This is a genomic window from Streptomyces sp. XM83C, assembly GCF_023072675.1.
Classification (GTDB): Bacteria; Actinomycetota; Actinomycetes; order Streptomycetales; family Streptomycetaceae; genus Streptomyces; species Streptomyces thermocoprophilus.
The window spans coordinates 1-24,542 of the sequence record NZ_JALLGL010000062.1 but is presented as its reverse complement, the minus strand read 5'-3'; the positions used below and the strand labels follow the sequence as shown (position 1 = coordinate 24,542).

The following is a 24,542-nucleotide window of genomic DNA, read 5'->3' as shown; positions in this document are numbered from 1 at the left end:
GGGCGGGGCCGGGTTCGTTCTCGGCGGGCGGCGGGCTCGTACGGCGCAGCAGGGCACGCAGCCGGGCGAAGACCTCCTCCACGTCGAACGGTTTGACGACGTAGTCGTCGGCGCCCGCGTCCAGACCGGCGATCCGGTCGGCGGTCTCGACGAGCGCGGTGAGCATGAGGATCGGTGTGCGGTCGCCCTCGGCGCGCAGCACCCGGCACACCTCGAGCCCGTCCATGCCCGGCATCATCACGTCGAGGACGAGGACGTCCGGCGACGACTTGTGCGCCTGCGCCAGCGCCTCGACGCCGTCGGCGACCGCGGTGACCCGGTATCCCTCCAGGGTCAGGGCGCGTTCCAGGGCGTGGCGGATGGCGCGGTCGTCTTCGGCGAGGAGCACAGTCTGCGGCACGCCTCCAGTCTGCCAAGGGCGGCGGGGGTGCGGCCGGGGGAGCGGTCCCCCGGCCGCCCTTCTCACCGGCCTCTCACCGTCCCCGGTACGGCGGGTGTGCCGCCGGGCCCTTGCGTGCTCACGCCGGTGACCGTCCCGTCGCCCCCAGCAGCCGCTCGAACGCCGGCGCACCTTCCGGCACCGGTACCGCCTCCCCGAAGGCGCCCGTGCTGCGGCCGGTCGGCGCCAGCCGGGCCACCGCGCCCTCCAGTTCCTCGACGACCGGCGCCAGCTCCTCGTCCACCGGGTACGTCCGCCCCGTGGCCCGTGCCAGGTCCCAGCCGTGGACGACCAGGTCGAGCAACGCCATCGAACCGACGAGTCGCGCGGGCAGCTGCCACGCCCCGGTCGTGCCGTCCTCCGCTCCGGGTACGGACCAGGCCGCCACCAGCTTGTCCGTCTCCTGCGCGAACCGCTCCCGCCAGTCGCCGCCGGGCGCGACCCGCGACGGGGTGGAGGTGAAGTCGGCGTCCTGCCGGGCGGCCAGCTTCTGGAACTCCACCACCACGTGGAAGAGATGGTTGGCGAGGCCCCGCACGTCGTAGTCGGGGCAGGGTGTGGGCGCGGTGAGCGCCTCGTCGGGGATGTCCCGGACCAGCGGCACGGTCCGCGCCGCCGCCCGTTCCATCAGCGCGCCGATGCCGTACGGGGTCCGGGCCCGTTCCTCGCTGCTGATGCCGTAGGTGTCCATGGCCTCGACCCTAGGGACGCGGTCCGGGGGTCTCTTGAAGAAACGCGACGTACGATCCGGCCATGGCCGCACCCCGTCGCGACACCCGCGGGATCGTCGACCCGGCAGGGCTGCTGACCCGTGTGCGGTTCCGCCGGCACGAGCCGGCCGGGCCGCTGCGCCGCTATGTCGAGTGGTACTGGCTGATCGACTGGGACCTGTCCGAGCCGTACGTCTCCCACATCGTGCCGCACCCCTCGGTCAATCTGACCTTCCAGTGGGACGAGGACGAGGGGCCGCCGTACGGGGAGCTGACGGGGGTGGCACTGGGCATGTACGCGCGGCGGCTGAGCGGTCGCGGCCGGGTGTGCGGGGCGAAGTTCCGGCCGGGCGGCTTCCGGCCGTTCGCGCCGGACGTGCCCGCGACGCACTGGACGGGCCGTGCGCTGCCCGCGTACGAGGCGTTCGCCGGGGCCGGCGGGGACACGCCCCGGTCGGTGGTCTCGCCGGGGTCGGACCGCGCGCGGGTGGCGGCGCTGGACGCGTTCCTGATGTCCCTGCCGTGGGCGCCGGACCCGCAGGCGGACCTCGCCGTGGAGCTGGTGGAGCACGTCCGCGCGGACCGTTCCGTGCGCCGCGTCGGCGACCTCGCCCGCGACCGGGGGCTGTCGGTGCGATCGCTCCAGCGGCTGTTCTCCGCGTACGTCGGGGTGTCCCCGAAGTGGGTCGTCCTGCGCTACCGGCTCCATGAGGCGCTGGAGCTCGCCGGGCGCCGCCGGGACGTGGACTGGGCGGGTCTCGCCGCCGACCTCGGCTATGCCGATCAGGCCCATCTGGTACGGGACTTCACCGCCACGGTGGGCCTGCCGCCGGCGGCCTACGCGCAGGCGTTCGCGCGGGCCGGGGCCGGCTGAGCCGGCCCCTCAGCCGGCACTCACCCGGCTGCACGCCACAAATTTCGTTGCGTGGCGCAGAAAGCGTACGACGCAGCGACCGCTCGCGGGCACCGGACGGCGCCCGCGCCCCGGGGTCCGGGAATCCGCGCCCCCGGTCCCGCGGCACCTGCGGTCCAGGCTCGGTCACGCGCCCCCGGTCCGCGCCTTGCGCCGCGCCCGCGCCCCGCGCCCGCGCCCCGCGTCAGAAGTAGTAACGATCCCCCGTGTCCAGCACGAGCACCCGCTGCCGGTCGTTGTCCACGTCGCGGTCCACGCGTCCGCCGCCCCACACCGTTTCGATCTCCAGCCGCGCCTCGGCCGGACGCCCCGCCAGCCGCACCACCAGCTCGATCCGCTCCCCCACCCCGTCCGCCGGCAGCGCACCCGTCCGGCACACCACCTCCCGCAGCCCGGTGCGCACACAGCCCGGCGCCGGCTCCGGCTGCCGTTCCGCGAGCGGCGCCGACCAGCGCAGCCGTACGGCCGCCTCCGGCACCGCCGACGGGCCGTGGTTGCGCGGCGTCAGCGCCACGTCCATCAGGCCGCCCGCCATCGCCGCCGAGCCGTGGTAGGCCAGGTCGGCCTCCGGAACGCCCGCACCGGCGGGCGGCGCCGCCCCGACCGCACCGAGCGCCGCCAGCGCCGTACCCCACATCACAAACCTCCGCACGCCGCACACTCCTCAGCCGACATCCCGGTCCCGTGCTTCCACGGCCTATCCCTTCCACGCCCGCGCCGGGGCAGGCGCCGTCCATCAGGTGACAGCGCCTGTGCGACCCTGCCGGGCATGACGGTCCTGCGCTCCGCCTCCCTGTTCGTCGTCGCCGCCCTGTTCGAGATCGGCGGCGCCTGGCTCGTCTGGCAGGGGGTGCGCGAACACCGGGGCTGGCTGTGGGCCGCCGGCGGTGTCCTCGCCCTCGGCGCCTACGGCTTCGTCGCCACCTTCCAGCCCGACGCCCACTTCGGCCGCGTCCTCGCCGCGTACGGCGGTGTCTTCGTCGCCGGTTCCCTCGCCTGGGGCATGATCGCCGACGGCTACCGCCCCGACCGGTGGGACGTGGCGGGCGCGCTGGTCTGCCTGGCCGGGATGGCGCTGATCATGTGGGCGCCGCGCGGACAGGGCTGAACAGGGCCGTCGCCCACCCCCGCGCCCGGGCGTGCCGTCGGTCACCCCCCGCCGGATCCCGGGCCGTGCGCGCACCCCGGTCGCCTACCCTGGTCAGCGGACCCGACCGCACACCGCCCGAGGAGCCGCCCATGGCCACCGCCGCCCCCTCCGCCGCCTCCCGCATCGCCGTGGTGACCGGGGCGAGCAGCGGCATCGGCGCCGCCACGGCCCGGCAGCTCGCCGCCGCCGGGTACCGCGTCGTCCTCACCGCGCGCCGCGAGGACCGCATCGAGGCCCTGGCCAAGGAGATCAACGAGGCCGGCGGCTCGGCCACCGCGTACCGCCTCGACGTCACCGACCGGGCGGCGGTCGACGAGTTCGCCACCGCCTTCAAGACGATCGGCGTGCTGGTCAACAACGCGGGCGGGGCGCTCGGCGCCGACCCCGTCGCCACCGGCGACCCCGACGACTGGCGCACGATGTACGAGACGAACGTCATCGGCACCCTCAACCTCACCCAGGCCCTGCTGCCCAAGCTGGAGGCGAGCGGCGACGGCACGGTCGTCGTCGTGTCCTCCACCGCCGGGCACGCCACGTACGAGGGCGGCGCCGGCTATGTCGCCGCCAAACACGGCGCGCACGTCCTCGCCGAGACGCTGCGCCTGGAGATCGTCGGCAAGCCGGTCCGGGTCATCGAGATCGCGCCCGGCATGGTGAAGACCGACGAGTTCGCGCTGACCCGCTTCGGCGGCGACCGCGAGAAGGCCGAGAAGGTCTACGCCGGTGTCGCCGAACCGCTCACCGCCGACGACGTCGCCGAGACGATCACCTGGGCCGTGACGCGCCCCAGCCACGTCAACATCGACCTGCTCGTTGTCCGGCCGCGCGCCCAGGCCTCCAACACGAAAGTGCACCGGGAGCTGTGATGGAACACGAAGAACTCGAGACGCAGCGCCGGGCGCAGGAGGCCAAGGACCTGGAGCGGCAGCGGCTGGACCAGGAGACCAAGGACGAACGCAAGGTCTGGTACTTCCTCGCGTACTTCCTCTTCGGCATCCACTTCATCGCGTTCGTGATGATCTACGCCGTCCGGCACGCCAAGTGACGCACCCGCGCCCCGCCCACCGGCCCGTCCGGCACGCCGAGTGAGGAACGCGGACCGGGCTCAGCCCTTCACGCAGACGACCTGCTTCAGCTGCGCCACGACCTGCACCAGGTCCCGCTGCTGGTCGATGACCTGCTCGATCGGCTTGTAGGCGCCCGGGATCTCGTCCACGACACCGGAGTCCTTGCGGCACTCCACGCCCCGTGTCTGCTCCTCCAGGTCCTTCGTCGTGAACCGCCGCTTGGCGGCGTTGCGGCTCATCCGCCGGCCGGCGCCGTGCGACGCGGAGTTGAAGGACTTCTCGTTGCCGAGGCCCTTCACGATGTACGAACCCGTGCCCATCGACCCCGGGATGATCCCGTAGTCCCCGGACCCGGCCCGGATCGCGCCCTTACGGGTGACCAGCAGATCCATGCCGTCGTACCGCTCCTCCGCCACATAGTTGTGGTGGCAGGAGATCTCCTGCTCGAAGACCGGCTTGGCCTTCTTGAACTCCTTGCGGACGACGTCCTTCAGGAGCGCCATCATGATCGAGCGGTTGTACTTGGCGTACTCCTGCGCCCAGAACAGGTCGTTGCGGTAGGCCGCCATCTGCGGCGTGTCCGCGACGAACACCGCGAGGTCGCGGTCGACGAGGCCCTGGTTGTGCGGGAGCTTCTGCGCGACGCCGATGTGGTGCTCGGCGAGTTCCTTGCCGATGTTGCGGGAGCCGGAGTGCAGCATCAGCCAGACCGCGCCGGTGGTGTCGGTGCACACCTCGACGAAGTGGTTGCCGGAGCCGAGCGTGCCCATCTGCTTGGCCGCCCGCTCCTCACGGAACCGCACGGCGTCGGCGACCCCGCCGAACCGGGCCCAGAAGTCCTCCCAGCCGGAAGTCGCGAAGCCGTGCAGCCGGGCGGGGTCGACCGGGTCGTCGTGCATGCCCCGGCCGACGGGGATGACCTGCTCGATCCGCGACCGCAGCCGGGACAGATCACCCGGAAGGTCGTTCGCGGTCAGCGACGTCCTCACCGCGGACATGCCGCAGCCGATGTCCACGCCCACCGCGGCCGGGCACACCGCGCCCTGCATCGCGATGACGGAACCGACGGTCGCGCCCTTGCCGAAGTGGACGTCCGGCATCACGGCCAGACCCTTGATCCACGGCAGGGTCGCGACATTGCGCAGCTGCTGCATCGCCGCGTCCTCGACCGTGGCGGGGTCGGCCCACATCCGGATGGGCACCTTCGCGCCGGGCAGCTCGGTGAAAGCCATGTAATCCTCATTCCCCCGGAAATCACACAAAAGACTCAGATCGCAAAACCGGCGCCAGGATCGACAAATGGGACAATGGACCGGCGTCCACGGCAGTGCGTGCGATAGACATTGTGGTCAGGGCACGCCCCCGCCCGGCAATCGATTAACCGGCGGGGCCCGCGACGCCCCCACCCACCGTGGACCCACCGGAAGGAGCCTCACCGTGCAGCGGAAGGCGTACGTCGTACCCGCCACGGCAGCGCTCCTCACCGCGCTGCTGGCCGGCTGCACCGGCGGCTCCGGCAGCGGCGGCGGCGCCGACAACTCCAACCCCGGCGAGCCCGACTCCAAGAGCGCCCAGGCCCAGCCCGGCAAGTACCGCACACTGCCCGAGCCGTGCGGCGCGGTCCGGCAGGCCACGCTGGAGGCCATGCTGCCCGGCTTGCAGCAGATCACCGACGAGAAGCAGCGGGAGAAGGCCTACGCGGGCACCGCGCTCCTCACCTACGACACCGACCGCAAGGTCGGCTGCCGCTGGAAGGCGGACTCCGCGACCGGCATGAACCATCTGTACGTCGACTTCGAGCGTGTCGTCAGCTACGACAGCAGCGTCAGCGACGACACCCAGGCCGAGGAGATCTTCGCCAAGCAGATCGCGGCGGCCGACCTGCCCGAGCCGGCCACGACCTCGGCCTCGCCGTCCGGCGACAGCAGCAGCCCGGCGGGCACCCCCTCGGCCTCCGCCTCCCCCTCCGGCTCCCCGTCCGGGACGGCGTCGCCGTCCTCCACCCCGTCGCCGTCCGCGACGGAGGAACTCCAGCCGCGTCTCCTCGACGGCCTCGGCGACGAGGCGTTCCTCGACGACCAGCTCGCCGGCTCCGGTTCGACCGCCAAGCAGCGCAAGGTGACTGTGGCGTTCCGCACGTCCAACGTCATCGTCACCCTCGAGTACGAGGAGCAGCCGACGTCCGTCACCGCCGAGCCGGACAGCAAGGAAATGCAGGACAAGGCCCGGAAACTGGCGGCGCAGCTGTCGGATTCGCTCTCCGGCTGACCTCCTTTCACGCCCCAGCGCCATCCACGGGAACCCCGGCCGCACCTCTCGCGCACCGCGTACCGTGACCTCTCGGACCCGATCCGACCGCAGGAACCAAGAGCGTCATGAGTGAAGGAACCATGCAGCGACGAGCCCAGCGAGACCAGCGTGACGACCAGAGCGTGCAGCGGACGGGGCGCCTGCGGGCCGCCCTCGCCGTCGCCGCCGTACCCGTGATGCTGGTAGCGGCCGGCTGCTCCGGCGACTCCGGCTCCGGCTCGGACGACGGCGGCTCCCCGGCGGCGGGGGCCGGGCAGACCACGTCGGCGTCGTCGAGCGCCGCGCCGACGGTGCCGCCCGCGGCGTACAAGACCCTGCCGAAGGTGTGCGACGTGCTGTCGAAGAAGACGCTGGAGGAGCTGGTCCCCGAGGCCAAGGCGGGCAAGGCCGGCAACACCGACGACACGTCCACCCGCGCCAACTGCTCCTGGGACAGCCTGAAGAACAACGGCGTGAAGGGCTCGCAGTTCCGTTGGCTCAACGTCTCCCTGCTGCGCTTCGAGTCGGACATCGCGGGCGGCGCCGCCGACCAGCAGGCCCACGCCTACTACGAGAAGCAGGTCAAGGGCGCCACCTCCGTGCAGGGCGCCGCCCAGACCCGTCAGGAGCCGCTCGCCGGCACCGGCAACGAGGCGACGTCGGTGCGCTACGACCTGAAGAAGAAGGAAGGCGCGTTCAAGCAGCAGACGGTCGTCGCCCGCGTCGAGAACGTCGTCGTGACCGTCGACTACAACGGCGCCGGCCTCGCCGGCGACAAGACGCCGGACGCCGACGACCTGACGAAGGCCGCGCAGAAGGCCGCCAAGGAGGCCGTCGCGTCGGTCACCGCCGCCAACACCGGCACGGGCTCGGGCTCCGCCGCGAAGCCGTCCAGCGGCGCCCCGTCGCCGTCCGCATCGGCCGCCAAGAGCTGATCCGACCTGCGCTTTCCCGGCCACCCGTACGATTCCCGCACGAGTGTGCAACCCTGTTCCGCGCAACAGCACGCAATGGGAGGGGAGTACGGGTGGCCGCGCCCATACAACTGACACGGATGCACCGGGTTCTCATCGGCGTGGTCGTCACCGGTGCCGTCATCATCGCCGGCATCGGCTTCGCCGGGTCGTACGCGGCCGTCCGCGAACTGGCCATCAAAAAGGGCTTCGGGAATTTCAGTTACGTCTTCCCGATCGGCATCGACGCCGGCATCTGTGTCCTGCTCGCACTGGACCTGCTGCTGACCTGGATCCGCATCCCGTTCCCGCTGCTGCGGCAGACGGCCTGGGTGCTCACGGCGGCGACCATCGCGTTCAACGGAGCCGCCGCCTGGCCCGACCCGCTCGGCGTCGGCATGCACGCCGTGATCCCGGTCCTCTTCGTCGTCGCCGTCGAGGCCGCCCGGCACGCCATCGGCCGGATCGCGGACATCACCGCCGACAAGCACATGGAGGGCGTGCGGCTGACCCGTTGGCTGCTCTCCCCCGTCCCGACGTTCCTGCTGTGGCGGCGGATGAAACTGTGGGAGCTGCGCTCCTACGACCAGGTCATCAAGCTGGAGCAGGAACGTCTCGTCTACCAGGCCCGGCTGCGTTCCCGATTCGGCCGCGCCTGGCGCCGCAAGGCCCCGGTGGAGTCCCTGATGCCGCTGCGCCTGGCCCGCTACGGCGTGCCGCTGGCGGAGACCGCCCCCGCGGGCCTCGCGGCGGCCGGCATCGAACCGGCGCTGCTGCCCCCGGCCCCGCAGTCCGGCGGCGCCGCCAACACCCTGGCCGGCGGCTCGGGCAACGCCGCCCTGACGGCGGGCGGCGGCCCGGCCGCCGTGACCGCGGGCGGACCCGGCGGCCCCGGCCCGCAGAACGCGGGACCCGACCCGGCCCACCCGGACCCCTTCGACGACCAGTCGCCCTGGTTCCAGGCGCCGCGCCAGGTGGAGTACCACGGCAACTACGACCCGACCTTCGACCCCTCGTACAGCGACCCCTCCTACACGCCGGAGGAGCAGTACGAGCAGTGGTACGAGGAGCAGTACCCGCAGGACCCGCAGCAGGCGGACATCTCGCCCGAGCAGACCGGCAGCTTCCCCATCCCGGTCGCCCCGGGCCGCACCCGTGAGCTGGGCGACGGCGGCGGCACGCCGCTGCCCGAGCCGACGGAGGAGGACTACTACCAGGTCTTCCGCCAGTCGATCAACGGCAGCTACCCCACCCCGCGCGAGCTGATCGACAACGTGCAGGCCGAGTTCGGCATCGACCTGCCCGCCGAGGAGGCGAAGCGCATGGTCGACCGCTTCACCGCCCGCCACAACCAGATGCTGGAGGAGGACCACATCGCGTAAGTCCCCTCCGCATACCCCGCCCCACGTGCGAAGAAGCCCGGTGCCTCGTCCAGGCACCGGGCGTCCTCATGCCCTCAGCGGGCCGCCGTCACTCCCCCAGCAGGCGCCGCACCCGCTCCTGACCGACGGCCAGCAGCAGCGTGGGCAGACGCGGGCCGGTGTCGCGGCCGACGAGCAGGTGGTACAGCAGCGCGAAGAAGGAACGCTGCGCGGTCTTGATCTCCGGCGGCAGCTCCTTCGGCGTGGCGTCCGCGGAGAACCCGGCCTGCACCTTCGGCACGCCGTACACGAGGTGCGTCAGCCCGTCCAGCGACCAGTTCTCGGCGAGGCCGTCCAGCAGCAGCCGGATCGACTCGCGGCCCTGGTCGTCGAGGGACTTCAGCAGCTCCGTGTCGGGCTCCTCGCGCACGATGGTGCGCTGGTCGGCCGGCACGTGCGTGTTGATCCACGCCTCGGCCTTGTCGTACCGCGGGCGGGCCTCGTCCAGGGAGGACAGCGGGCGCGACGGGTCCAGCTCCGACAGGATGCGCAGCGCCTGGTCCTCGTGGCCGGCGGTGATGTCGGCGACGGAGGCCAGCGTGCGGTACGGCAGCGGGCGCGGCGTCGTCGGCAGCTCACCGGAGGCGGTGCGCACCGCGCGGGAGTGCGCGGCGATGTCGGCGGGCAGCGCCGTGCCGTCGGCGACCTTGGCGTCGAGGCGGTCCCACTCGTCGTAGAGCCGCTGGATCTCCTGGTCGAAGGCGATCTTGAAGGACTGGTTGGGCCGCCGGCGGGCGTACAGCCAGCGCAGCAGCTGCGGCTCCATGATCTTCAGCGCGTCGGCCGGGGTGGGCACACCGCCGCGCGACGACGACATCTTCGCCATGCCGGAGATGCCGACGAACGCGTACATCGGGCCGATGGGCTGCTTGCCGCCGAAGATGCCGACGATCTCACCGCCGACCTGGTACGACGAGCCGGGCGAGGAGTGGTCCACACCACTGGGCTCGAAGATCACGCCCTCGTACGCCCACCGCATCGGCCAGTCGACCTTCCAGACCAGCTTGCCGCGGTTGAACTCGTTCAGCCGGACCGTCTCGGAGAAGCCGCACTCCGTGCAGGAGTACGTCATCTCCGTCGAGTCGTCGTCGTAGGAGGTGACGGTGGTGAAGTCCTTGCCGCAGTTGCCGCAGTACGGCTTGTACGGGAAGTACCCGGCGGAGCCGGAGGAGCCGTCGTCCTCACCGGCCGCGCCGGACCCCTCGGCGGCCTCCAGCTCGGCCTCGTCGACCGGCTTCTGGCCCTGCTTGGGCGCGGGCTTCGGCTTGGTGCGGTACTGGGCGAGGACCGCGTCGATGTCCTTGCGGTGCCGCATGGCGTGCAGGATCTGCTCGCGGTAGGCGCCGGAGGTGTACTGCTCGGTCTGGCTGATGCCGTCGAACTCGACGCCGAGCTGGGCCAGCGACTCGATCATCGCGGCCTTGAAGTGCTCGGCCCAGTTCGGGTACGGCGAGCCCTCCGGGGCGGGGACCGAGGTGAGCGGCTTGCCGATGTGCTGTGCCCAGGCCTCCTCGTCGACGCCGGCGATGCCCTTGGGGACCTTGCGGTACCGGTCGTAGTCGTCCCAGGAGATCAGGTGCCGGACCTGGTGGCCGCGGCGGCGGATCTCGTCGGCGACCAGGTGCGGGGTCATGACCTCGCGCAGGTTGCCCAGGTGGATGGGGCCGGAGGGGGAGAGTCCGGACGCGACGACGACCGGTTTGCCCGGGGCCCGGCGCTCCGACTCCTCGATGACCTCATCCGCGAAACGGGAGACCCAGTCGGTGGTCTCGGTGCTCTGAGCCACGATCGGCACGTCCTTCTTTCTGAACGGGTGACACCCCATTGTCACAGACGGCCTCGCGACCGGGAAAACCGCTTTACCCCCCGTGGGATACTGGCTGGGACCATCCATCCCCACGAGGAGAACGGCACACCTTCCTATGGCCTCGGTCACGTCGCTCAGCGATTCCGTCCAGCAGCACCTCGCGTCCGCCCTCTCGGCTGCTCTGCCGGAGGCCGCCGGCGCGGACCCGCTGCTGCGACGAAGCGACCGGGCCGACTACCAGGCCAACGGCATCCTGGCGCTGGCGAAGAAGGCGAAGGCCAACCCGCGCGAGCTGGCCACGCAGGTCGTCTCCCGTGTCACCACCGGCGAGGTGATCAAGGACGTCGAGGTGTCCGGCCCCGGCTTCCTCAACATCACGATCGCCGACACCGCGATCACCCGGAACCTGGCCGAGCGCTACGCGGACGAGTCGGGCCGGCTCGGCGTGCCGTACGCGCGGCAGCCCGGCACCACGGTGATCGACTACGCGCAGCCGAACGTGGCGAAGGAGATGCACGTCGGCCATCTGCGGTCCGCGGTGATCGGCGACTCCGTGGTGAAGCTGCTGGAGTTCACCGGCGAGAACGTGATCCGCCGCCACCACATCGGCGACTGGGGCACCCAGTTCGGCATGCTCATCCAGTACCTGGACGAGCACCCGCACGAGCTGGACCACAAGTCCGCCGAGGACGGCGCCGACGCGGGCGAGGAGGCGATGTCCAACCTGGACCGCCTCTACAAGGCGGCGCGGAAGAAGTTCGACGCCGACGAGGAGTTCAAGACGCGGGCCCGCCGCCGGGTGGTGGACCTTCAGGCCGGTGAGCCGAAGACGCTCGCCATGTGGCAGAAGTTCGTCGACGAGTCGAAGATCTACTTCTTCTCCGTCTTCGACAAGCTGGACATGGAGATCCGCGACCCGGACATCGTCGGCGAGTCCGGCTACAACGACATGCTCGCCGAGACGTGCCGCCTGCTGGAGGAGTCCGGTGTCGCGGTGCGTTCCGAGGGCGCGCTGTGCGTGTTCTTCGACGACATCAAGGGCCCGGACGGCAACCCGGTCCCGCTGATCGTGCAGAAGTCCGACGGCGGGTACGGCTATGCGGCCACCGACCTGTCCGCGATCCGCGACCGCGTCTTCAACCTGAAGGCGAACGAGCTGATCTATGTCGTGGACGCCCGGCAGTCCCTGCACTTCAAGATGGTCTTCGAGACCGCGCGCCGGGCCGGCTGGCTGAACGACGACGTGAAGGCGTACCAGCTGGCGTTCGGCACGGTCCTCGGCAAGGACGGCAAGCCGTTCAAGACCCGTGAGGGGGAGACGGTCCGGCTGGTGGACCTGCTCGACGAGGCGATCGACCGGGCCACGGCCGTCGTCCGCGAGAAGGACACCCTGGGCCGGCTGTCCGAGGAGGAGATCGCCGAGCGGGGCGCCCAGGTGGGCATCGGCGCGGTGAAGTACGCGGACCTGTCGACGTCGGCGAACCGCGACTACAAGTTCGACCTGGACCAGATGGTCTCCCTCAACGGCGACACGTCGGTCTACCTCCAGTACGCGTACGCCCGTATCCAGTCGATCCTGCGCAAGGCGGGCGAGGCCCGGCCGGCCGCGCATCCGGAGCTGGAGCTGCACGCCACGGAGCGGGCCCTCGGCCTGCACCTGGACGCGTTCGCGGAGACCGTCGCGGAGGCCGCCGCCGAGTACGCCCCGCACAAGATGACGGCGTACCTCTACCAGCTGGCCTCCCTGTTCACGTCGTTCTACGACAAGTGCCAGGTGCTGTCCGACGACAACCCGGCCGAGGTCGTGGAGAACCGGCTGTTCCTGTGCGACCTGACCGCGCGCACCCTGCACCAGGGCATGGCGCTGCTCGGCATCCGCACGCCCGAGCGGCTCTGACGTCCCGCTCCGGCGTACAGCGCGCCGCGGCCCGTCCTCTCCCCCGTGGGGAGGACGGGCCGCGGCTGTTTCACCGGGGTGCGGCCGTGCCACCGGGGTGCGCCCGTCCCACCGGGTGCGGCCCCGGCGGCCGGATCACCAGAACTTGCGCAGGTACGGCCACGACTGCGGGCCGGGCAGCCCGTCGACGGTGAGCACCTTGCGGCCGTAGTAGTTGTTGACGTCGGTCTGGAACTGCCGCATGGCGGCCTTGGAGTTCTTCCCGAAGATCCCGTCGACCGTGCCGGTCGGGTAGCCCATGACCTTGAGGATGCACTGGGCTTCGATACCGGCGCTGGTGACCTTGGTCGACGACGGCACGACCGTGTTGCCGCTGTAGTAGCCGGCCTGCTTGTGCCCGTTGACGTTCTTGATGGTGCAGGAGTACGCCTTCGCGGCGACCCCGGCGGCCGACGCCGACGCGGACTGCGGTGCCGCCGCGTAGGCGGTCGCGGGCACGGCGAGGGCGGTGCCGAGGGCCGCGGTGGCGAGGAGAAGCGAGACACGCTGGCGGGTGGTGGTCCTGGGCATCCCGTTCGGTTCCCTTCCGTTGGACGACGCCGGCCCGTCCGGCCGGCTCGACACCGAGCGTGCGGGGTGCGGGGCGCCGCCCGCCAGAGCTGCCGGGCAAGTGACGGCCGTACGGGACGCCACCGCCCTGACCTGCGGGAACACCGTCCCGTGAGACGGTACGGCGGGACGGTTGGACAGCAGTTCGGTGGCTGATTCCCCGCGGGTGCGGGAACCGTGGGCGCGTACCGTCCGTGGATGACAGCAGCGACGCTGCTGCACAATGCGAACCGGGCACAGGGGCCGCCGACCACGGCCGCCGGGCCCGGACCGCGCACGCGATTGGGGGGAACATGTCGCGTTGGAAGGCGCTGCCCGCGGAACTGGACCCGCGCGTCCGCCGGTTGGTGGTGCGGCTGCGCCGGCTCAAGGACCGTTCGGGCCTGAGCCTGCGGCAGCTGGCGGCACGGACGGGCTACAGCGAGAAGTCCTGGGAGCGCTGGCTCGGAGGCAGGACGCTGCCGCCGGGGGACGCCGTGGCGGAGCTGGCGCGGGTCTGCGGGGAGAACCCGGCCCGGCTGCTGGCGCTGCACGAGGTGGCGGCGGAGGCCTGGGCGACCCGGCCGCGGGACACCCCGGACGCACCGGACGCCGAGCCGGGGGCGGCCTCCGGCGGGGGCCGCCCGGCCGCCCACCGCCCCCTGCGGGTGGCGCTCGTGGCGGGCTCGGTGACCCTGGTGCTGGCGGTGTGCGCGGCCGTCCTGCTGGCCGTACGTCTCACCGCCGCCGACCCGGACGGCCGGGCCTCCACCGCGGCCTCCGCACCACCGGTGCCGGTCACGGCACCCCCGTCGTCCCCGGCCCCGCCACCGCTCTACACCTGCCGTCTGCACCGCACCGACGGCCGCTGGTACGCGGGCCTCAGCACCACCGAGGACGCCGTCCTCGCCGACGGGCTCGCCGGCCCCGACGTCGCCGAGGCGCAGTGCCTGCTGCGCCGGGCGGGCTGCTCCCCCGGCGTCATCGACGGCATCTACGGCCCGCGTACGGAAGCGGCGGTACGGCAGTTGCAGGCGCGGGCCGCGCTCGTCGTGGACGGCATCATCGGCCCGCACACCTGGGAAGTGCTGCGGCGATGACGCCGCCGCCCCCGGAGGTCGCCCGACTGGCCTCGGCGCTCCAGGAGTTGCGCGCCCGTACGGGCCTGAGCATCGCGGCGCTCGCCCAGAAGACCCCGTACAGCAGGGCCTCCTGGGGGCGCTACGTCAAGGGAGAGGGGCTGCCGCCCCGCGAGGCGGTGGCCGAGCTGTGCCGGCTGGCGGGCGAACCGGAGGCGCGCTGTCTGGCGCTGTGGGAGCTGGCGGAGGCGGCGTGGAGCAACCGCGCGGCGACCGAGCGGCCCCGCACCCCGCGGCCCGGGACCGCCGCCCCGCCGAAGGCCGCGCCCGACGACGTACCGGACACCGCGCCGGACCGGCATCCGCTGCTGCTGGCGCTGATCGTCACGGTGTGCGCGGTGACGGTCGCCGCCGTGGCCGCCGGCCTGCTCCTGCTGCCGGACGGCAGGCCGGCGCCCGTCCGCCCCACGGCCGCCACGACCGGCCCGCGCTGCCGGGGCGCCGCCTGCGAGGGGCAGGACCCGATGGCGATGGTCTGCGCCCGCGCCCCCACGACCCTGTCCGTGCACCGCACGGCGTCCGGCGCCTGGCTGGAGCTGCGCTACAGCAGGCCGTGCGGCACGGCCTGGGCCCGCATGTGGTCCACCCGGCCCGGCGACCGCCTGGAGGTGGCGACGCCCAGCCACACACGGGCCGCCCGTGTGGCCGACGCGCGGGCGGCGGCGTCGTACATCTACACGCCCATGACGGCCGCCCCGAAGGGCACACCGCTGCGGGCCTGTTTCCGTCCGGCGCGCGCGGCCGGGCAGGAGTGCTTCAGCGACCGCGTCCGCTGAGGCGGCGGACGTCAGGCCTTCCGGCCCAGCGCGCCGTACACATTGATGTCGGCGTCGGTGACGTCGTTGATGTCCTCGTAGCGCACCCGCTCGATCGGCGTGAGGGACGCCAGGTACTCGGGGTCGGGCTGCTCCGGCACGGGTGCGGCCCCGTCGGGCCGCCAGTGGTGCACGGGCACGACCCCGGGCTCGGCGAGTTCGAGGCCGTTGTCGGTGAAGAACCGCTCCACCTCGGCCCTGGTGCGCAGCACGAAGGTGAACCCGCGTTCGGTGTAGGTGCGTTGGACCGCGCGGATGTTCTCCGGGTTGAGGTCCTCGGTGAGGTGGCTGAGCACCAGCCGGCTGCCCGACGGCAGGGCGTCCATCAGCGTCCGCACGATGGGGTAGGCCTCGGCGTCCTCGACGAAGTGCAGGATCGCCACGAGGCACAGGGCGATCGGCCGGTCGAAGTCGAGGGTCTTGGCGGCCTGTTCGAGGATGTGCGCCGGGTCCTTCAGATCGGCGTCGATGTAGTCGGTGCGGCCCTCGGGCCCGGAGGTGAGCAGCGCACGGGCGTGCGCGAGGACGACCGGGTCGTTGTCGACGTAGACCACGCGGGTGTCCGGGTTCACGCGCTGGGCGATCTGGTGGACGTTCTCGGCGGTCGGCAGGCCGGTGCCGATGTCGAGGAACTGGCGGATGCCGTCCTCGCGGGCGAGGGTGCCGACGGCCCGGCGCAGGAAGTCACGGTTGTGCCGTACGTCGAGATAGCCGCGCGGGTTGGCGGTGAGCGCGGCTGCCGCCGCGTCACGGTCGGCGGGGTAGTTGTCCTTGCCGCCGAGGAAGACGTCGTAGACGCGGGCGGGGTGTGCCTTGGTGCTGTCGATCCTCTTGCGCAGCTCGGCGGGGTCCTGGCCGAGGGCATCACCGGACATGGGCGTCTCCTTCAACGCGCAACCGATCTTGGGGACAACAACCTATCCCTCAGGGTGAGTTGAGCGCTGCCGGACCGTCCCACGACCCGTGGGCCGTCCCACGCCGCGAGAATCCGCGCAGGTCAGCGCCGTGCGCACGGGACGGACGTCCCAACTTCACCCATAACTCTGGCCACAGCATCACCCTGCGTCCCAGGCTGGGCGGGACACCTGTCGGCCCCCCGACCGATACGGCCCGGAAGGCACCCATGCCCACACGAGACGACGACACCCGGAAACCCGCCCGCACCACCGCCACCCGCGCCCTGCTGGCCGCCCTCGCAGCCCTCACCGCGCTCACGCTGACGACGGCGTGCCGCGACGGCGAGGGCCTGCGCGACGAGGGCCCGTCCCACACGGACACGCCCACGTCCCCGGCGCGACCCGGAAGGTGACCGCTACCGCACCATGCGGGCGGCCTCGACAGCCCAGTAGGTGAGGATGTTCCGCGCCCCGGCCCGCTTGATACCGGTGAGCGTCTCCAGGATGGCCCGCTCCCGGTCCACCCAGCCCTTCTCGGCGGCGGCCTCGATCATCGAGTACTCACCGGAGATCTGGTACGCGGCCACCGGCACGTCCACCGCGTCGGCGACCCGCGCGAGGATGTCGAGGTACGGCCCGGCCGGCTTGACCATGACCATGTCCGCGCCCTCCTCCAGGTCGAGGGCCAGCTCCCGCATCGACTCACGCCAGTTGGCGGGGTCCTGCTGATACGTCTTGCGGTCGCCCTGCAACGAGGAGGCGACAGCCTCCCGGAAGGGCCCGTAGAAAGCGGAGGAGTACTTGGCGGTGTACGCGAGGATCGCCACGTCCTCCCGCCCGATCTGGTCGAGCGCGTCACGGATGACACCGATCTGCCCGTCCATCATGCCGCTCGGCCCGACGACATGCGCCCCGGCGTCGGCCTGGACCTGCGCCATCTCGGCGTACCGCTCCAGAGTGGCGTCGTTGTCGACGCGCCCCTCGCCGTCGAGCACACCGCAGTGCCCGTGGTCGGTGGTCTCGTCGAGACACAGATCCGACATGACGAGCAGCTCGTCCCCGACCTCGGCCCGCACGTCCCGGATGGCGACCTGGAGAATCCCCTCCGGGTCGGTACCGGGCGTCCCCACGGCGTCCTTCTTCGACTCCTCCGGCACACCGAACAGCATGATCCCGGAGACCCCGGCCTCGACGGCCTCGACGGCCGCCTTCTTCAGGCTGTCCCGCGTGTGCTGCACGACCCCCGGCATCGCCGCGATCGGCACCGGCTCGCTCACGCCCTCCCGCACGAACGCGGGAAGGATGAAGTCGGCCGGGTGCAGCCGCGTCTCGGCGACCATACGGCGCATGACAGGGCTGGTACGCAGCCGACGCGGACGCGAACCGGGAAAGGAACCGTACTTCGTCATACACCTACGCTACGCCCGCCCCACGGGTGCCTTTGCCGACGCCCAGTCGGCCGCCACGCCCTCCCGTGAAGCGAGGCGGGCGCCCCCCGGCATCCAGGGGGCGCCCGCCTCGGTCGCGTGCCGCGTCAGCTCATGTCGTCGACCGGCGCCGCCGCGCACCCGGGCGACGCTCGCTCGGGCGGGTGACCGGGTCGCCGGCCTCCAGGGCCGCCAGGCGGCGCTTCATGCCGAAGTCGGCCAGGGCCTCCGCCAGCTTGTGGACCGACGGCTCGGGGGCCATCACGTCGACGCGCAGGCCGTGTTCCTCGGCGGTCTTCGCCGTCGCCGGGCCGATGCACGCGATCACCGTCACGTTGTGCGGCTTGCCCGCGATGCCGACCAGGTTGCGGACCGTGGACGACGAGGTGAACAGCACCGCGTCGAAGCCGCCGCCCTTGATCGCCTCCCGCGTCTCCGCCGGCGGCGGCGAGGCGCGGACCGTGCGGTAGGCGGTGACGTCGTCGACCTCCCAGCCCAGCTCGATCAGACCCGCCACCAGCGTCTCCGTGGCGATGTCCGCGCGCGGCAGGAAGACCCGGTCGATCGGGTCGAACACCGGGTCGTACGGCGGCCAGTCCTCCAGCAGGCCCGCGGCCGACTGCTCGCCCGACGGGACCAGGTCCGGCTTCACACCGAAGGCGATCAGGGCCTTGGCCGTCTGCTCGCCCACCGCGGCCACCTTGATCCCGGCGAAGGCGCGCGCGTCGAGGCCGTACTCCTCGAACTTCTCCCGCACGGCCTTCACCGCGTTGACCGACGTGAACGCGATCCACTCGTAGCGGCCCGTCACCAGGCCCTTGACCGCGCGTTCCATCTGCTGCGGGGTGCGCGGCGGCTCCACGGCGATCGTCGGCACCTCGTGCGGGACGGCGCCGTACGAGCGGAGCTGGTCGGAGAGCGACGCCGCCTGCTCCTTCGTCCGCGGCACGAGCACCTTCCAGCCGAACAGCGGCTTGGACTCGAACCACGCCAGCTGGTCGCGCTGGGCGGGAGCGCTGCGGTCTCCGACCACGGCTATCACCGGCCGGCCGCCCTCCGGGGACGGCAGCACCTTCGCCTGCTTCAGCGTCTGCGCGATCGTGCCGAGCGTCGCCGACCAGGTGCGCTGCCGGGTCGTCGTACCGGCGACGGTGACCGTCATCGGGGTGTCCGGGCGGCGCCCGGCCGTCACCAGCTCACCCGCAGCCGCGGCGACCGCGTCCAGCGTGGTGGAGACGACGACCGTGCCGTCGGAGGCACCCACCTCCGTCCAGCAGCGCTCCGACGCCGTCCGGGCGTCCACGAACCGGACGTCGGCGCCGTCCGCGTCCCGCAGCGGCACACCCGCGTACGCGGGCACACCGACGGCGGTCGCGACACCGGGGACGACCTCGAAGGGAACCCCGGCCTTGGCGCAGGCCAGCATCTCCTCCGCGGCGTACGCGTCGAGCCCGGGGTCCCCGGACACCGCACGCACGACCCGCCTGCCGCCCCGCGCGGCCTCCATGACAAGATGTGCGGCATCCCGCTCCGCGGGACCAGCAGCGGTGGTTGACGAGCCGTCAACGACCGTCAGCTGGGGCGTGCCCACGCCGCTGCCCGGCGACGAGTCGTCGTCCGTGCGCACGACGGTCACGCCCTGCCGGGCGTGCGTCCGTACGACGTCGAGCACCTCGTGCTCGGCGACGAGGACGTCGGCGTTCGCCAGCGCCTCCACGGCGCGCAGAGTCAGCAGTCCCGGATCCCCGGGTCCGGCACCCAGGAAGGTGACGTGCCCTTGTTCGAGGCCGGCGGGAAGGGTGGTGGGGCTCAATGTGCTCGCTCCCCCATCAGACCGGCCGCGCCCTGGGCGAGCATCTCGTCCGCGAGTGCGCGGCCGAGCGCCCCTGCCCCGTCGTGCGTGTCGGGCACGGGACCGGTGGTGGACAACTGCACCACACGCGTGCCGTCGGTCGTGCCGACGACGCCGCGCAGGCGCATTTCCTTGACAATCTGTCCGTCGGCCACGAGGTCGGCCAGCGCGCCCACGGGCGCACTGCAACCGGCCTCGAGGGCGGCGAGCAGGGACCGCTCGGCGGTCACGGCGGCCCGGGTGACCGGGTCGTCGAGCTCGGCGAGCGCCGCGATGAGTTCCGCGTTGTCCGCGGCGCACTCGATCGCCAGGGCCCCCTGGCCGGGGGCGGGCAGCACCGTGTCCACCGACAGGAAGTCGGTGACCTCGTCGATGCGTCCGATGCGGTTCAGGCCGGCCGCGGCCAGCACCACCGCGTCCAGCTCCCCGTCGCGCACGTACCCGATGCGGGTGTCGACGTTGCCGCGGATCGGGACCGTCTCGATGTCCAGTCCGTGGCTGCGCGCGTACGCGTTCAGCTGCGCCATGCGGCGCGGCGAACCCGTGCCGATGCGCGCACCGCGCGGCAGGTCCGTGAACTTCAGGGCGTCCCGCGCGACGATCACGTCCCGCGGGTCCTCCCGCTCCGGCACGGCGGCCAGGACGAGTTCCTCGGGCTGCGCGGTCGGCAGGTCCTTGAGTGAATGAACCGCGAAGTCCACTTCACCCCTGACCAGCGCGTCGCGCAGCGCCGTGACGAACACGCCGGTGCCGCCGATCTGCGCCAGGTGCGCTCGGGAGACATCGCCGTACGTGGTGATCTCGACGAGCTCCACGGGCCGCCCGGTCACCTGGCTGACGGCCTCCGCCACCAGCCCGGACTGGGCCATGGCGAGCTTGCTGCGCCGGGTGCCGAGCCTCAGTGCCCTGGTTGCATGTGGCTCAGTCATCGTGGCTCTCGGTTCTTCTCGTGGGTGTCCTCGGCCCTGGAGACGGAGGCGACCGTCTCGGGGTCGAGGTCGAACAGGGTGCGCAGGGCGTCCGCGTACCCGGCGCCACCGGGCTCGGCGGCGAGCTGCTTGACGCGCACCGTCGGTGCGTGCAGCAGCTTGTCGACGACCCGTTTGACGGTCTGCGTGATCTCCGCGCGGTGCTTGTCGTCCAGCCCCGGCAGCCGGCCCTCCAGCCGGGCGATCTCACCGGCGACGACATCGGCGGCCATGGTCCGCAGCGCGACGACGGTCGGCGTGATGCGCGCCGCCCGCTGCGCGGCGCCGAACGCGGCGACCTCGTCGGCGACGATACGGCGGACCTGGTCGACGTCGGCGGCCATCGGCGCGTTCGCGCTGGCCTCGGCGAGCGACTCGATGTCCACCAGCCGCACCCCGGCCAGCCGGTGCGCGGCGGCGTCGATGTCGCGCGGCATGGCCAGGTCCAGCAGGTGCAGCACGGGCTCGGACCGTACGGCGGTGTCGGCGGGCTCGGGGCGGCGCCGCTCCGGGATGCGGCCGACGGTCGCCACGGTCGCCACGAGCGCGCCGATCAGCTCGGCGTCGGCCTCGGCGGCGCTGCGGGCGTCCTCGCGTCGCTGCACCTCGCTGCCCTTGTCGACCCAGACGGCGTGCTGCTCCAGCGTCGCCGCGTCCATGCCGGCGACGGCGGCCTCCCCCATCACGGAGAAGCCGGGCTGTACGGCGGCCAGGTCGAGGGGGCAGTTCTCGTCGTCGGTGTGCGGCTCGGCGGCCGACGGGACAGCGGCGGCGGCGCGGGCCTGCTCGTCACCGTCGTACGGCTCCGGTGTCCGGGCGGGCGGCATGTCGGCGGGCAGCCGGCCGGCCACGGCGGCGGCGACGTCCTCGGCGGTCAGCACCAGGCCGGTCGCGCCCGTGCAGGAGACGGCGACGTCGGCACGTGTCAGCTCCACCCCCACCGTTTCCATGGGGACGGCCCGGGCGACGGTCTCCGTGTCCTCGGCCTGGTTGAGGATCTCCGCGAGCCGCTCGGCCCGCTCGAAGGTGCGGTTGGCGACGACGATCTCCGCCACCCCGGCCCGCGCCAGGGTCGCCGCGGCCAGCGACGACATCGACCCGGCGCCGATCACCAGCGCCTTCTTGCCCTCGGCCCACGCCGGGACGTCACCGTCGGGGGCGAACTGTTCCAGGCCGAACGTGACCAGCGACTGGCCCGCACGGTCGATGCCGGTCTCCGAGTGGGCCCGCTTGCCGACCCGCAGCGCCTGCTGGAACAGGTCGTTCAGCAGGCGGCCCGCGGTGTGCAGGTCCTGCGCCTTGGCGAGGGCGTCCTTGATCTGCCCGAGGATCTGTCCCTCGCCGACGACCATGGAGTCCAGCCCGCACGCCACCGAGAACAGGTGGTGCACGGCCCGGTCCTCGTAGTGCACGTACAGATAAGGGGTCAGCTCTTCGAGCCCCACCCCGCTGTGCTGGGCGAGCAGCGTGGACAGCTCGGCGACACCGGCATGGAACTTGTCCACGTCCGCGTACAGCTCGATGCGGTTGCAGGTGGCCAGCACGGCGGCCTCGGCGGCCGGCTCCGCGGCGACGGTGTCCTGAAGCAACTTGATCTGCGCATCCGTGCCGAGCGACGCCCGCTCCAGCACGCTGACGGGCGCGCTGCGGTGGCTCAGCCCCACGACGAGGAGACTCATGCCGGCATCACGGCGGGTACGTCCCCGTCGGGCCCCTGGTCGGCGGAGTCGGCGGCACGCGCGGCGGCGGCAGGTACGGCAGCGGCCTCGGCCGCCGCCTCCTCGCCCGCCTTGCGCTGCTCGTGGAACGCGAGGATCTGCAGCTCGATGGAGAGATCGACCTTGCGTACGTCGACCCCCTCGGGGACGTTCAGCACGGTCGGCGCGAAGTTCAGGATGGAGGTCACGCCGGCGGCGACGAGCCGGTCGCAGACCTGCTGGGCGGCACCGGCGGGGGTCGCGATCACGCCGATCGACACGCCGTTGTCCTGGATGATCTTCTCCAGGTCGTCGGTGTGCTGCACGGGGATGCCCGCGACCGGCTTCCCGGTGAGCGCCGGGTCCGCGTCTATCAGCGCGGCGACGCGGAAGCCGCGGGAGGCGAAACCTCCGTAGTTGGCGAGGGCGGCGCCGAGGTTGCCGATACCGACGATCACAACCGGCCAGTCCTGGGTCAGGCCCAGTTCGCGGGAGATCTGGTACACGAGATACTCGACGTCGTAGCCCACGCCGCGCGTCCCGTAGGAGCCCAGGTAGGAGAAGTCCTTGCGCAGCTTCGCGGAGTTGACCCCTGCGGCGGCGGCGAGCTCCTCGGAGGAGACCGTCGGTACCGAGCGCTCCGACAGTGCGGTCAGCGCGCGGAGGTACAGCGGAAGCCTGGCGACGGTGGCCTCGGGAATCCCTCGGCTACGGGTCGCCGGTCGGTGAGTTCGGCCAGTTGCCACGGTGCTCCTGCGGGTAGAGCGGGGCTGTAGGCGGTCATACGTCCCTACGTGACCGCCCCGTCGATAGCAGGCTATGTCTTTGTGAACGCGTGCACAAAGATGGTGTCCGATTTGCCCGGCCAACGTGACCGGGCTCACGCGGCCCCGGCACCCGGTCCCGGAACCGGCGCAGGGCTGTGACCGTTCCTTTTCCGAAGGGGGCAAAACCGCACACTCTCCTCTGTGAATCCGTATGCATCCCGCCCCCGAGACCACAACGCCGTCGATCCTAAGCGACTTCCCGGCCTTTTTGGACTCGTCGGTCAGTGGCTCGCGCGACCCGCGACGAGGAGAGCGCCTCGACCGCGGGGAGGCGAGCGCCGCCCGCGTGGTGGGGCGAGCGCCGCACCCGTGGTGAGGTGCGTGCCGCGTGTCACGCGGTCAGCGCCGACCGCAGCCGCTTCTCGTCCACCCGCCAGAAGGTGTGCTGCCGGCCGTCGATCAGCACGACGGGGATCTGCTCCCAGTACTGATCGTGCAGCCGCTGATCCTCGGTGATGTCCTTCTGCTCCCAGGGCACGCCCAGATCGGCGCAGACCTTCTCGACGACGACCTGTGCGTCGTCACACAGATGGCAGCCGGGTTTGCGGATCAGGGTGACCAGGTGGTCACCGGGGGCGTTGGCCCCGGTGGACGGGCCGGCGGACGGGCTGGTGGTGCTCGTCCCGGCGGACGGTCCGGAGGCCACCTTGCGACGGAGAAAGGGACTCATGTCGGCCATTCTCGCGCGCGGACGCGCACCGTTTAACGCCGTGGCCGCGGAGAGTTCACACCCTTCGAACCTGACCGCACCGGAAGTTCCGAACAAACTGGCTATGCTCACGGTCATGGCCGCTCTCGGATGGCTCACCCCCCGTAGGCGCTCCGCCACGGCGCGGAGCGTGTTGGCAGGCGAGGCCTCGGCTGAGGCCGCCCGCAAGTCCGTACCGGACGAGGAGCCCGAGTTCCCCGTCCTCGGCGACGACAAGGCCGCCGCGTTCTTCGATCTCGACAACACCGTGATGCAGGGCGCCGCGCTGTTCCACTTCGGGCGGGGCCTGTACAAGCGGAAGTTCTTCGACACGCGTGAACTGCTGCGTTTCGCCTGGCAGCAGACCTGGTTCCGGCTGGCCGGCGTCGAGGACCCCGAGCACATGCAGGAGGCGCGGGACTCCGCGCTGTCCATCGTCAAGGGCCACCGCGTCTCCGAGCTGAAGTCCATCGGCGAGGAGATCTACGACGAGTACATGGCCGAGCGGATCTGGCCCGGCACACGCGCACTGGCCCAGGCCCACCTCGACGCCGGACAGAAGGTGTGGCTCGTCACGGCGGCGCCGGTGGAGATCGCCCAGGTCATCGCCCGGAGGCTGGGGCTGACGGGGGCACTGGGCACGGTCGCGGAGTCGATCGACGGCGTCTACACGGGCAAGCTGGTCGGCGAGCCGCTGCACGGCCCGGCGAAAGCGGAGGCGGTACGCGCCCTGGCGGCGGCGGAGGGCCTGGACCTCTCACGGTGCGCGGCGTACAGCGACAGCCACAACGACATCCCGATGCTGTCCCTCGTGGGGCACCCCTACGCCATCAACCCGGACGCCAAACTGCGCCGCCACGCCCGAGAACTGGACTGGCGCCTACGGGACTACCGCACTGGCCGCAAGGCAGCCAAGGTCGGCATCCCGGCCGCGGCCGGCGTCGGGGCGGTGGCAGGCGGCACAGCGGCGGCGATCGCCCTGCACCGCCGCCGCTGTGC

Annotated in this window: 25 protein-coding genes; 12 read left to right on the top strand and 13 right to left on the bottom strand. The window is 72.2% G+C overall.

Features of this window, described 5'->3' with window-relative positions; translation table 11 throughout:
* Together MTQ10_RS10155 and MTQ10_RS10150 are read right to left on the bottom strand one after the other, a co-directional pair.
* Positions 1-400 (bottom strand): response regulator transcription factor (locus MTQ10_RS10155; RefSeq protein ID WP_247464933.1); only part of this gene is annotated, 400 nt, incomplete at its 3' end.
* Positions 401-518: 118 nt separating this feature from the next.
* Positions 519-1,130, bottom strand: coding sequence for a TIGR03086 family metal-binding protein (locus tag MTQ10_RS10150; RefSeq protein ID WP_247464930.1), 612 nt, complete (start codon positions 1,128-1,130; stop codon positions 519-521).
* 62 nt (positions 1,131-1,192) lie between these two features.
* Between MTQ10_RS10150 and MTQ10_RS10145 the strand changes: the two genes are divergently transcribed.
* Entirely contained in the window at positions 1,193-2,023 is an 831-nt protein-coding gene (locus MTQ10_RS10145; protein WP_247464928.1) for a helix-turn-helix domain-containing protein, read from the top strand.
* A 223-nt stretch (positions 2,024-2,246) separates the two neighbouring features.
* Here MTQ10_RS10145 and MTQ10_RS10140 read toward each other — a convergent pair whose 3' ends face one another.
* Positions 2,247-2,699 (bottom strand): hypothetical protein, encoded by a 453-nt coding sequence (locus MTQ10_RS10140; RefSeq protein WP_247464936.1) that lies wholly within the window; start codon positions 2,697-2,699, stop codon positions 2,247-2,249.
* Between the two features lie 132 nt (positions 2,700-2,831).
* On the opposite strand from MTQ10_RS10140, the gene MTQ10_RS10135 reads away from it, so the two are divergent.
* The 3 genes from MTQ10_RS10135 (at position 2,832) to MTQ10_RS10125 (ending at position 4,257) form a co-directional block, all read left to right on the top strand.
* Positions 2,832-3,170 carry a YnfA family protein gene (locus tag MTQ10_RS10135; protein WP_247464925.1) on the top strand — a complete coding sequence of 113 codons (339 nt, stop codon included), beginning with the start codon at positions 2,832-2,834 and terminating at the stop codon, positions 3,168-3,170.
* 131 nt (positions 3,171-3,301) lie between these two features.
* Positions 3,302-4,078 (top strand): SDR family NAD(P)-dependent oxidoreductase, encoded by a 777-nt coding sequence (locus MTQ10_RS10130; protein WP_247464922.1) that lies wholly within the window; start codon positions 3,302-3,304, stop codon positions 4,076-4,078.
* A complete protein-coding gene (locus MTQ10_RS10125; RefSeq protein WP_247464920.1) occupies positions 4,078-4,257 on the top strand; it encodes a hypothetical protein in 180 nt (59 codons plus the stop codon). Before MTQ10_RS10130 ends, MTQ10_RS10125 begins: the two co-directional genes overlap by 1 nt.
* A 60-nt stretch (positions 4,258-4,317) precedes the next feature.
* On the opposite strand, the gene MTQ10_RS10120 is transcribed toward MTQ10_RS10125, so the two are convergent.
* On the bottom strand, positions 4,318-5,511 hold the full coding sequence (locus MTQ10_RS10120) for an RtcB family protein (protein ID WP_247464917.1): 1,194 nt from the start codon (positions 5,509-5,511) through the stop codon (positions 4,318-4,320).
* Between the two features lie 205 nt (positions 5,512-5,716).
* Between MTQ10_RS10120 and MTQ10_RS10115 the strand changes: the two genes are divergently transcribed.
* From MTQ10_RS10115 to MTQ10_RS10105, 3 genes are all read left to right on the top strand, one after another.
* Positions 5,717-6,547 carry a DUF3558 domain-containing protein gene (locus MTQ10_RS10115; protein WP_247464914.1) on the top strand — a complete coding sequence of 277 codons (831 nt, stop codon included), beginning with the start codon at positions 5,717-5,719 and terminating at the stop codon, positions 6,545-6,547.
* A 107-nt stretch (positions 6,548-6,654) separates the two neighbouring features.
* Complete coding sequence (locus tag MTQ10_RS10110) at positions 6,655-7,503, top strand: DUF3558 family protein (protein WP_247464910.1); 849 nt, start codon at positions 6,655-6,657, stop codon at positions 7,501-7,503.
* A gap of 119 nt (positions 7,504-7,622) precedes the next feature.
* Positions 7,623-8,903 (top strand): DUF2637 domain-containing protein, encoded by a 1,281-nt coding sequence (locus tag MTQ10_RS10105; RefSeq protein WP_247464905.1) that lies wholly within the window; start codon positions 7,623-7,625, stop codon positions 8,901-8,903.
* A gap of 88 nt (positions 8,904-8,991) precedes the next feature.
* Here MTQ10_RS10105 and lysS read toward each other — a convergent pair whose 3' ends face one another.
* A complete protein-coding gene (gene lysS, locus MTQ10_RS10100; protein ID WP_247464902.1) occupies positions 8,992-10,737 on the bottom strand; it encodes a lysine--tRNA ligase in 1,746 nt (581 codons plus the stop codon).
* Between the two features lie 127 nt (positions 10,738-10,864).
* Here lysS and argS point away from each other — a divergent pair, with 127 nt between their 5' ends.
* On the top strand, positions 10,865-12,646 hold the full coding sequence (gene argS / locus MTQ10_RS10095; protein WP_247464900.1) for an arginine--tRNA ligase: 1,782 nt from the start codon (positions 10,865-10,867) through the stop codon (positions 12,644-12,646).
* Positions 12,647-12,781: 135 nt separating this feature from the next.
* On the opposite strand, the gene MTQ10_RS10090 is transcribed toward argS, so the two are convergent.
* Positions 12,782-13,216, bottom strand: coding sequence for a peptidoglycan-binding domain-containing protein (locus tag MTQ10_RS10090; RefSeq protein WP_247464897.1), 435 nt, complete (start codon positions 13,214-13,216; stop codon positions 12,782-12,784).
* A gap of 332 nt (positions 13,217-13,548) precedes the next feature.
* On the opposite strand from MTQ10_RS10090, the gene MTQ10_RS10085 reads away from it, so the two are divergent.
* Positions 13,549-14,334, top strand: coding sequence for a peptidoglycan-binding protein (locus tag MTQ10_RS10085; protein WP_247464894.1), 786 nt, complete (start codon positions 13,549-13,551; stop codon positions 14,332-14,334).
* Entirely contained in the window at positions 14,331-15,149 is an 819-nt protein-coding gene (locus MTQ10_RS10080) for a helix-turn-helix domain-containing protein (protein WP_247464890.1), read from the top strand. The genes MTQ10_RS10085 and MTQ10_RS10080 overlap by 4 nt, the downstream gene beginning before the upstream one ends.
* Positions 15,150-15,160: 11 nt before the next feature.
* On the opposite strand, the gene MTQ10_RS10075 is transcribed toward MTQ10_RS10080, so the two are convergent.
* On the bottom strand, positions 15,161-16,063 hold the full coding sequence (locus MTQ10_RS10075; protein WP_247464888.1) for an SAM-dependent methyltransferase: 903 nt from the start codon (positions 16,061-16,063) through the stop codon (positions 15,161-15,163).
* A gap of 248 nt (positions 16,064-16,311) precedes the next feature.
* On the opposite strand from MTQ10_RS10075, the gene MTQ10_RS10070 reads away from it, so the two are divergent.
* Positions 16,312-16,497, top strand: coding sequence for a hypothetical protein (locus MTQ10_RS10070; RefSeq protein ID WP_247464886.1), 186 nt, complete (start codon positions 16,312-16,314; stop codon positions 16,495-16,497).
* Positions 16,498-16,500: 3 nt separating this feature from the next.
* Here the strand turns inward: MTQ10_RS10070 and hemB are convergent, their stop codons facing one another.
* The 6 genes from hemB to MTQ10_RS10040 form a co-directional block, all read right to left on the bottom strand.
* A complete protein-coding gene (hemB, locus tag MTQ10_RS10065; protein ID WP_247464883.1) occupies positions 16,501-17,493 on the bottom strand; it encodes a porphobilinogen synthase in 993 nt (330 codons plus the stop codon).
* A 130-nt stretch (positions 17,494-17,623) separates the two neighbouring features.
* Positions 17,624-19,324: a uroporphyrinogen-III synthase gene (locus MTQ10_RS10060; protein ID WP_247464880.1), complete on the bottom strand. Its 1,701-nt coding sequence runs from the start codon at positions 19,322-19,324 to the stop codon at positions 17,624-17,626.
* A complete protein-coding gene (gene hemC / locus MTQ10_RS10055) occupies positions 19,321-20,292 on the bottom strand; it encodes a hydroxymethylbilane synthase (RefSeq protein WP_247464878.1) in 972 nt (323 codons plus the stop codon). Before hemC ends, MTQ10_RS10060 begins: the two co-directional genes overlap by 4 nt.
* On the bottom strand, positions 20,289-22,010 hold the full coding sequence (locus MTQ10_RS10050) for a glutamyl-tRNA reductase (protein ID WP_247464875.1): 1,722 nt from the start codon (positions 22,008-22,010) through the stop codon (positions 20,289-20,291). Before MTQ10_RS10050 ends, hemC begins: the two co-directional genes overlap by 4 nt.
* Positions 22,007-22,774: a redox-sensing transcriptional repressor Rex gene (locus tag MTQ10_RS10045; RefSeq protein WP_247464872.1), complete on the bottom strand. Its 768-nt coding sequence runs from the start codon at positions 22,772-22,774 to the stop codon at positions 22,007-22,009. The genes MTQ10_RS10050 and MTQ10_RS10045 overlap by 4 nt, the downstream gene beginning before the upstream one ends.
* 412 nt (positions 22,775-23,186) lie before the next feature.
* Positions 23,187-23,534: a glutaredoxin family protein gene (locus MTQ10_RS10040; protein WP_247464869.1), complete on the bottom strand. Its 348-nt coding sequence runs from the start codon at positions 23,532-23,534 to the stop codon at positions 23,187-23,189.
* A gap of 106 nt (positions 23,535-23,640) precedes the next feature.
* Between MTQ10_RS10040 and MTQ10_RS10035 the strand changes: the two genes are divergently transcribed.
* On the top strand, positions 23,641-24,542 hold a 902-nt coding region (locus MTQ10_RS10035; protein ID WP_247464866.1), incomplete at its 3' end, for an HAD family hydrolase.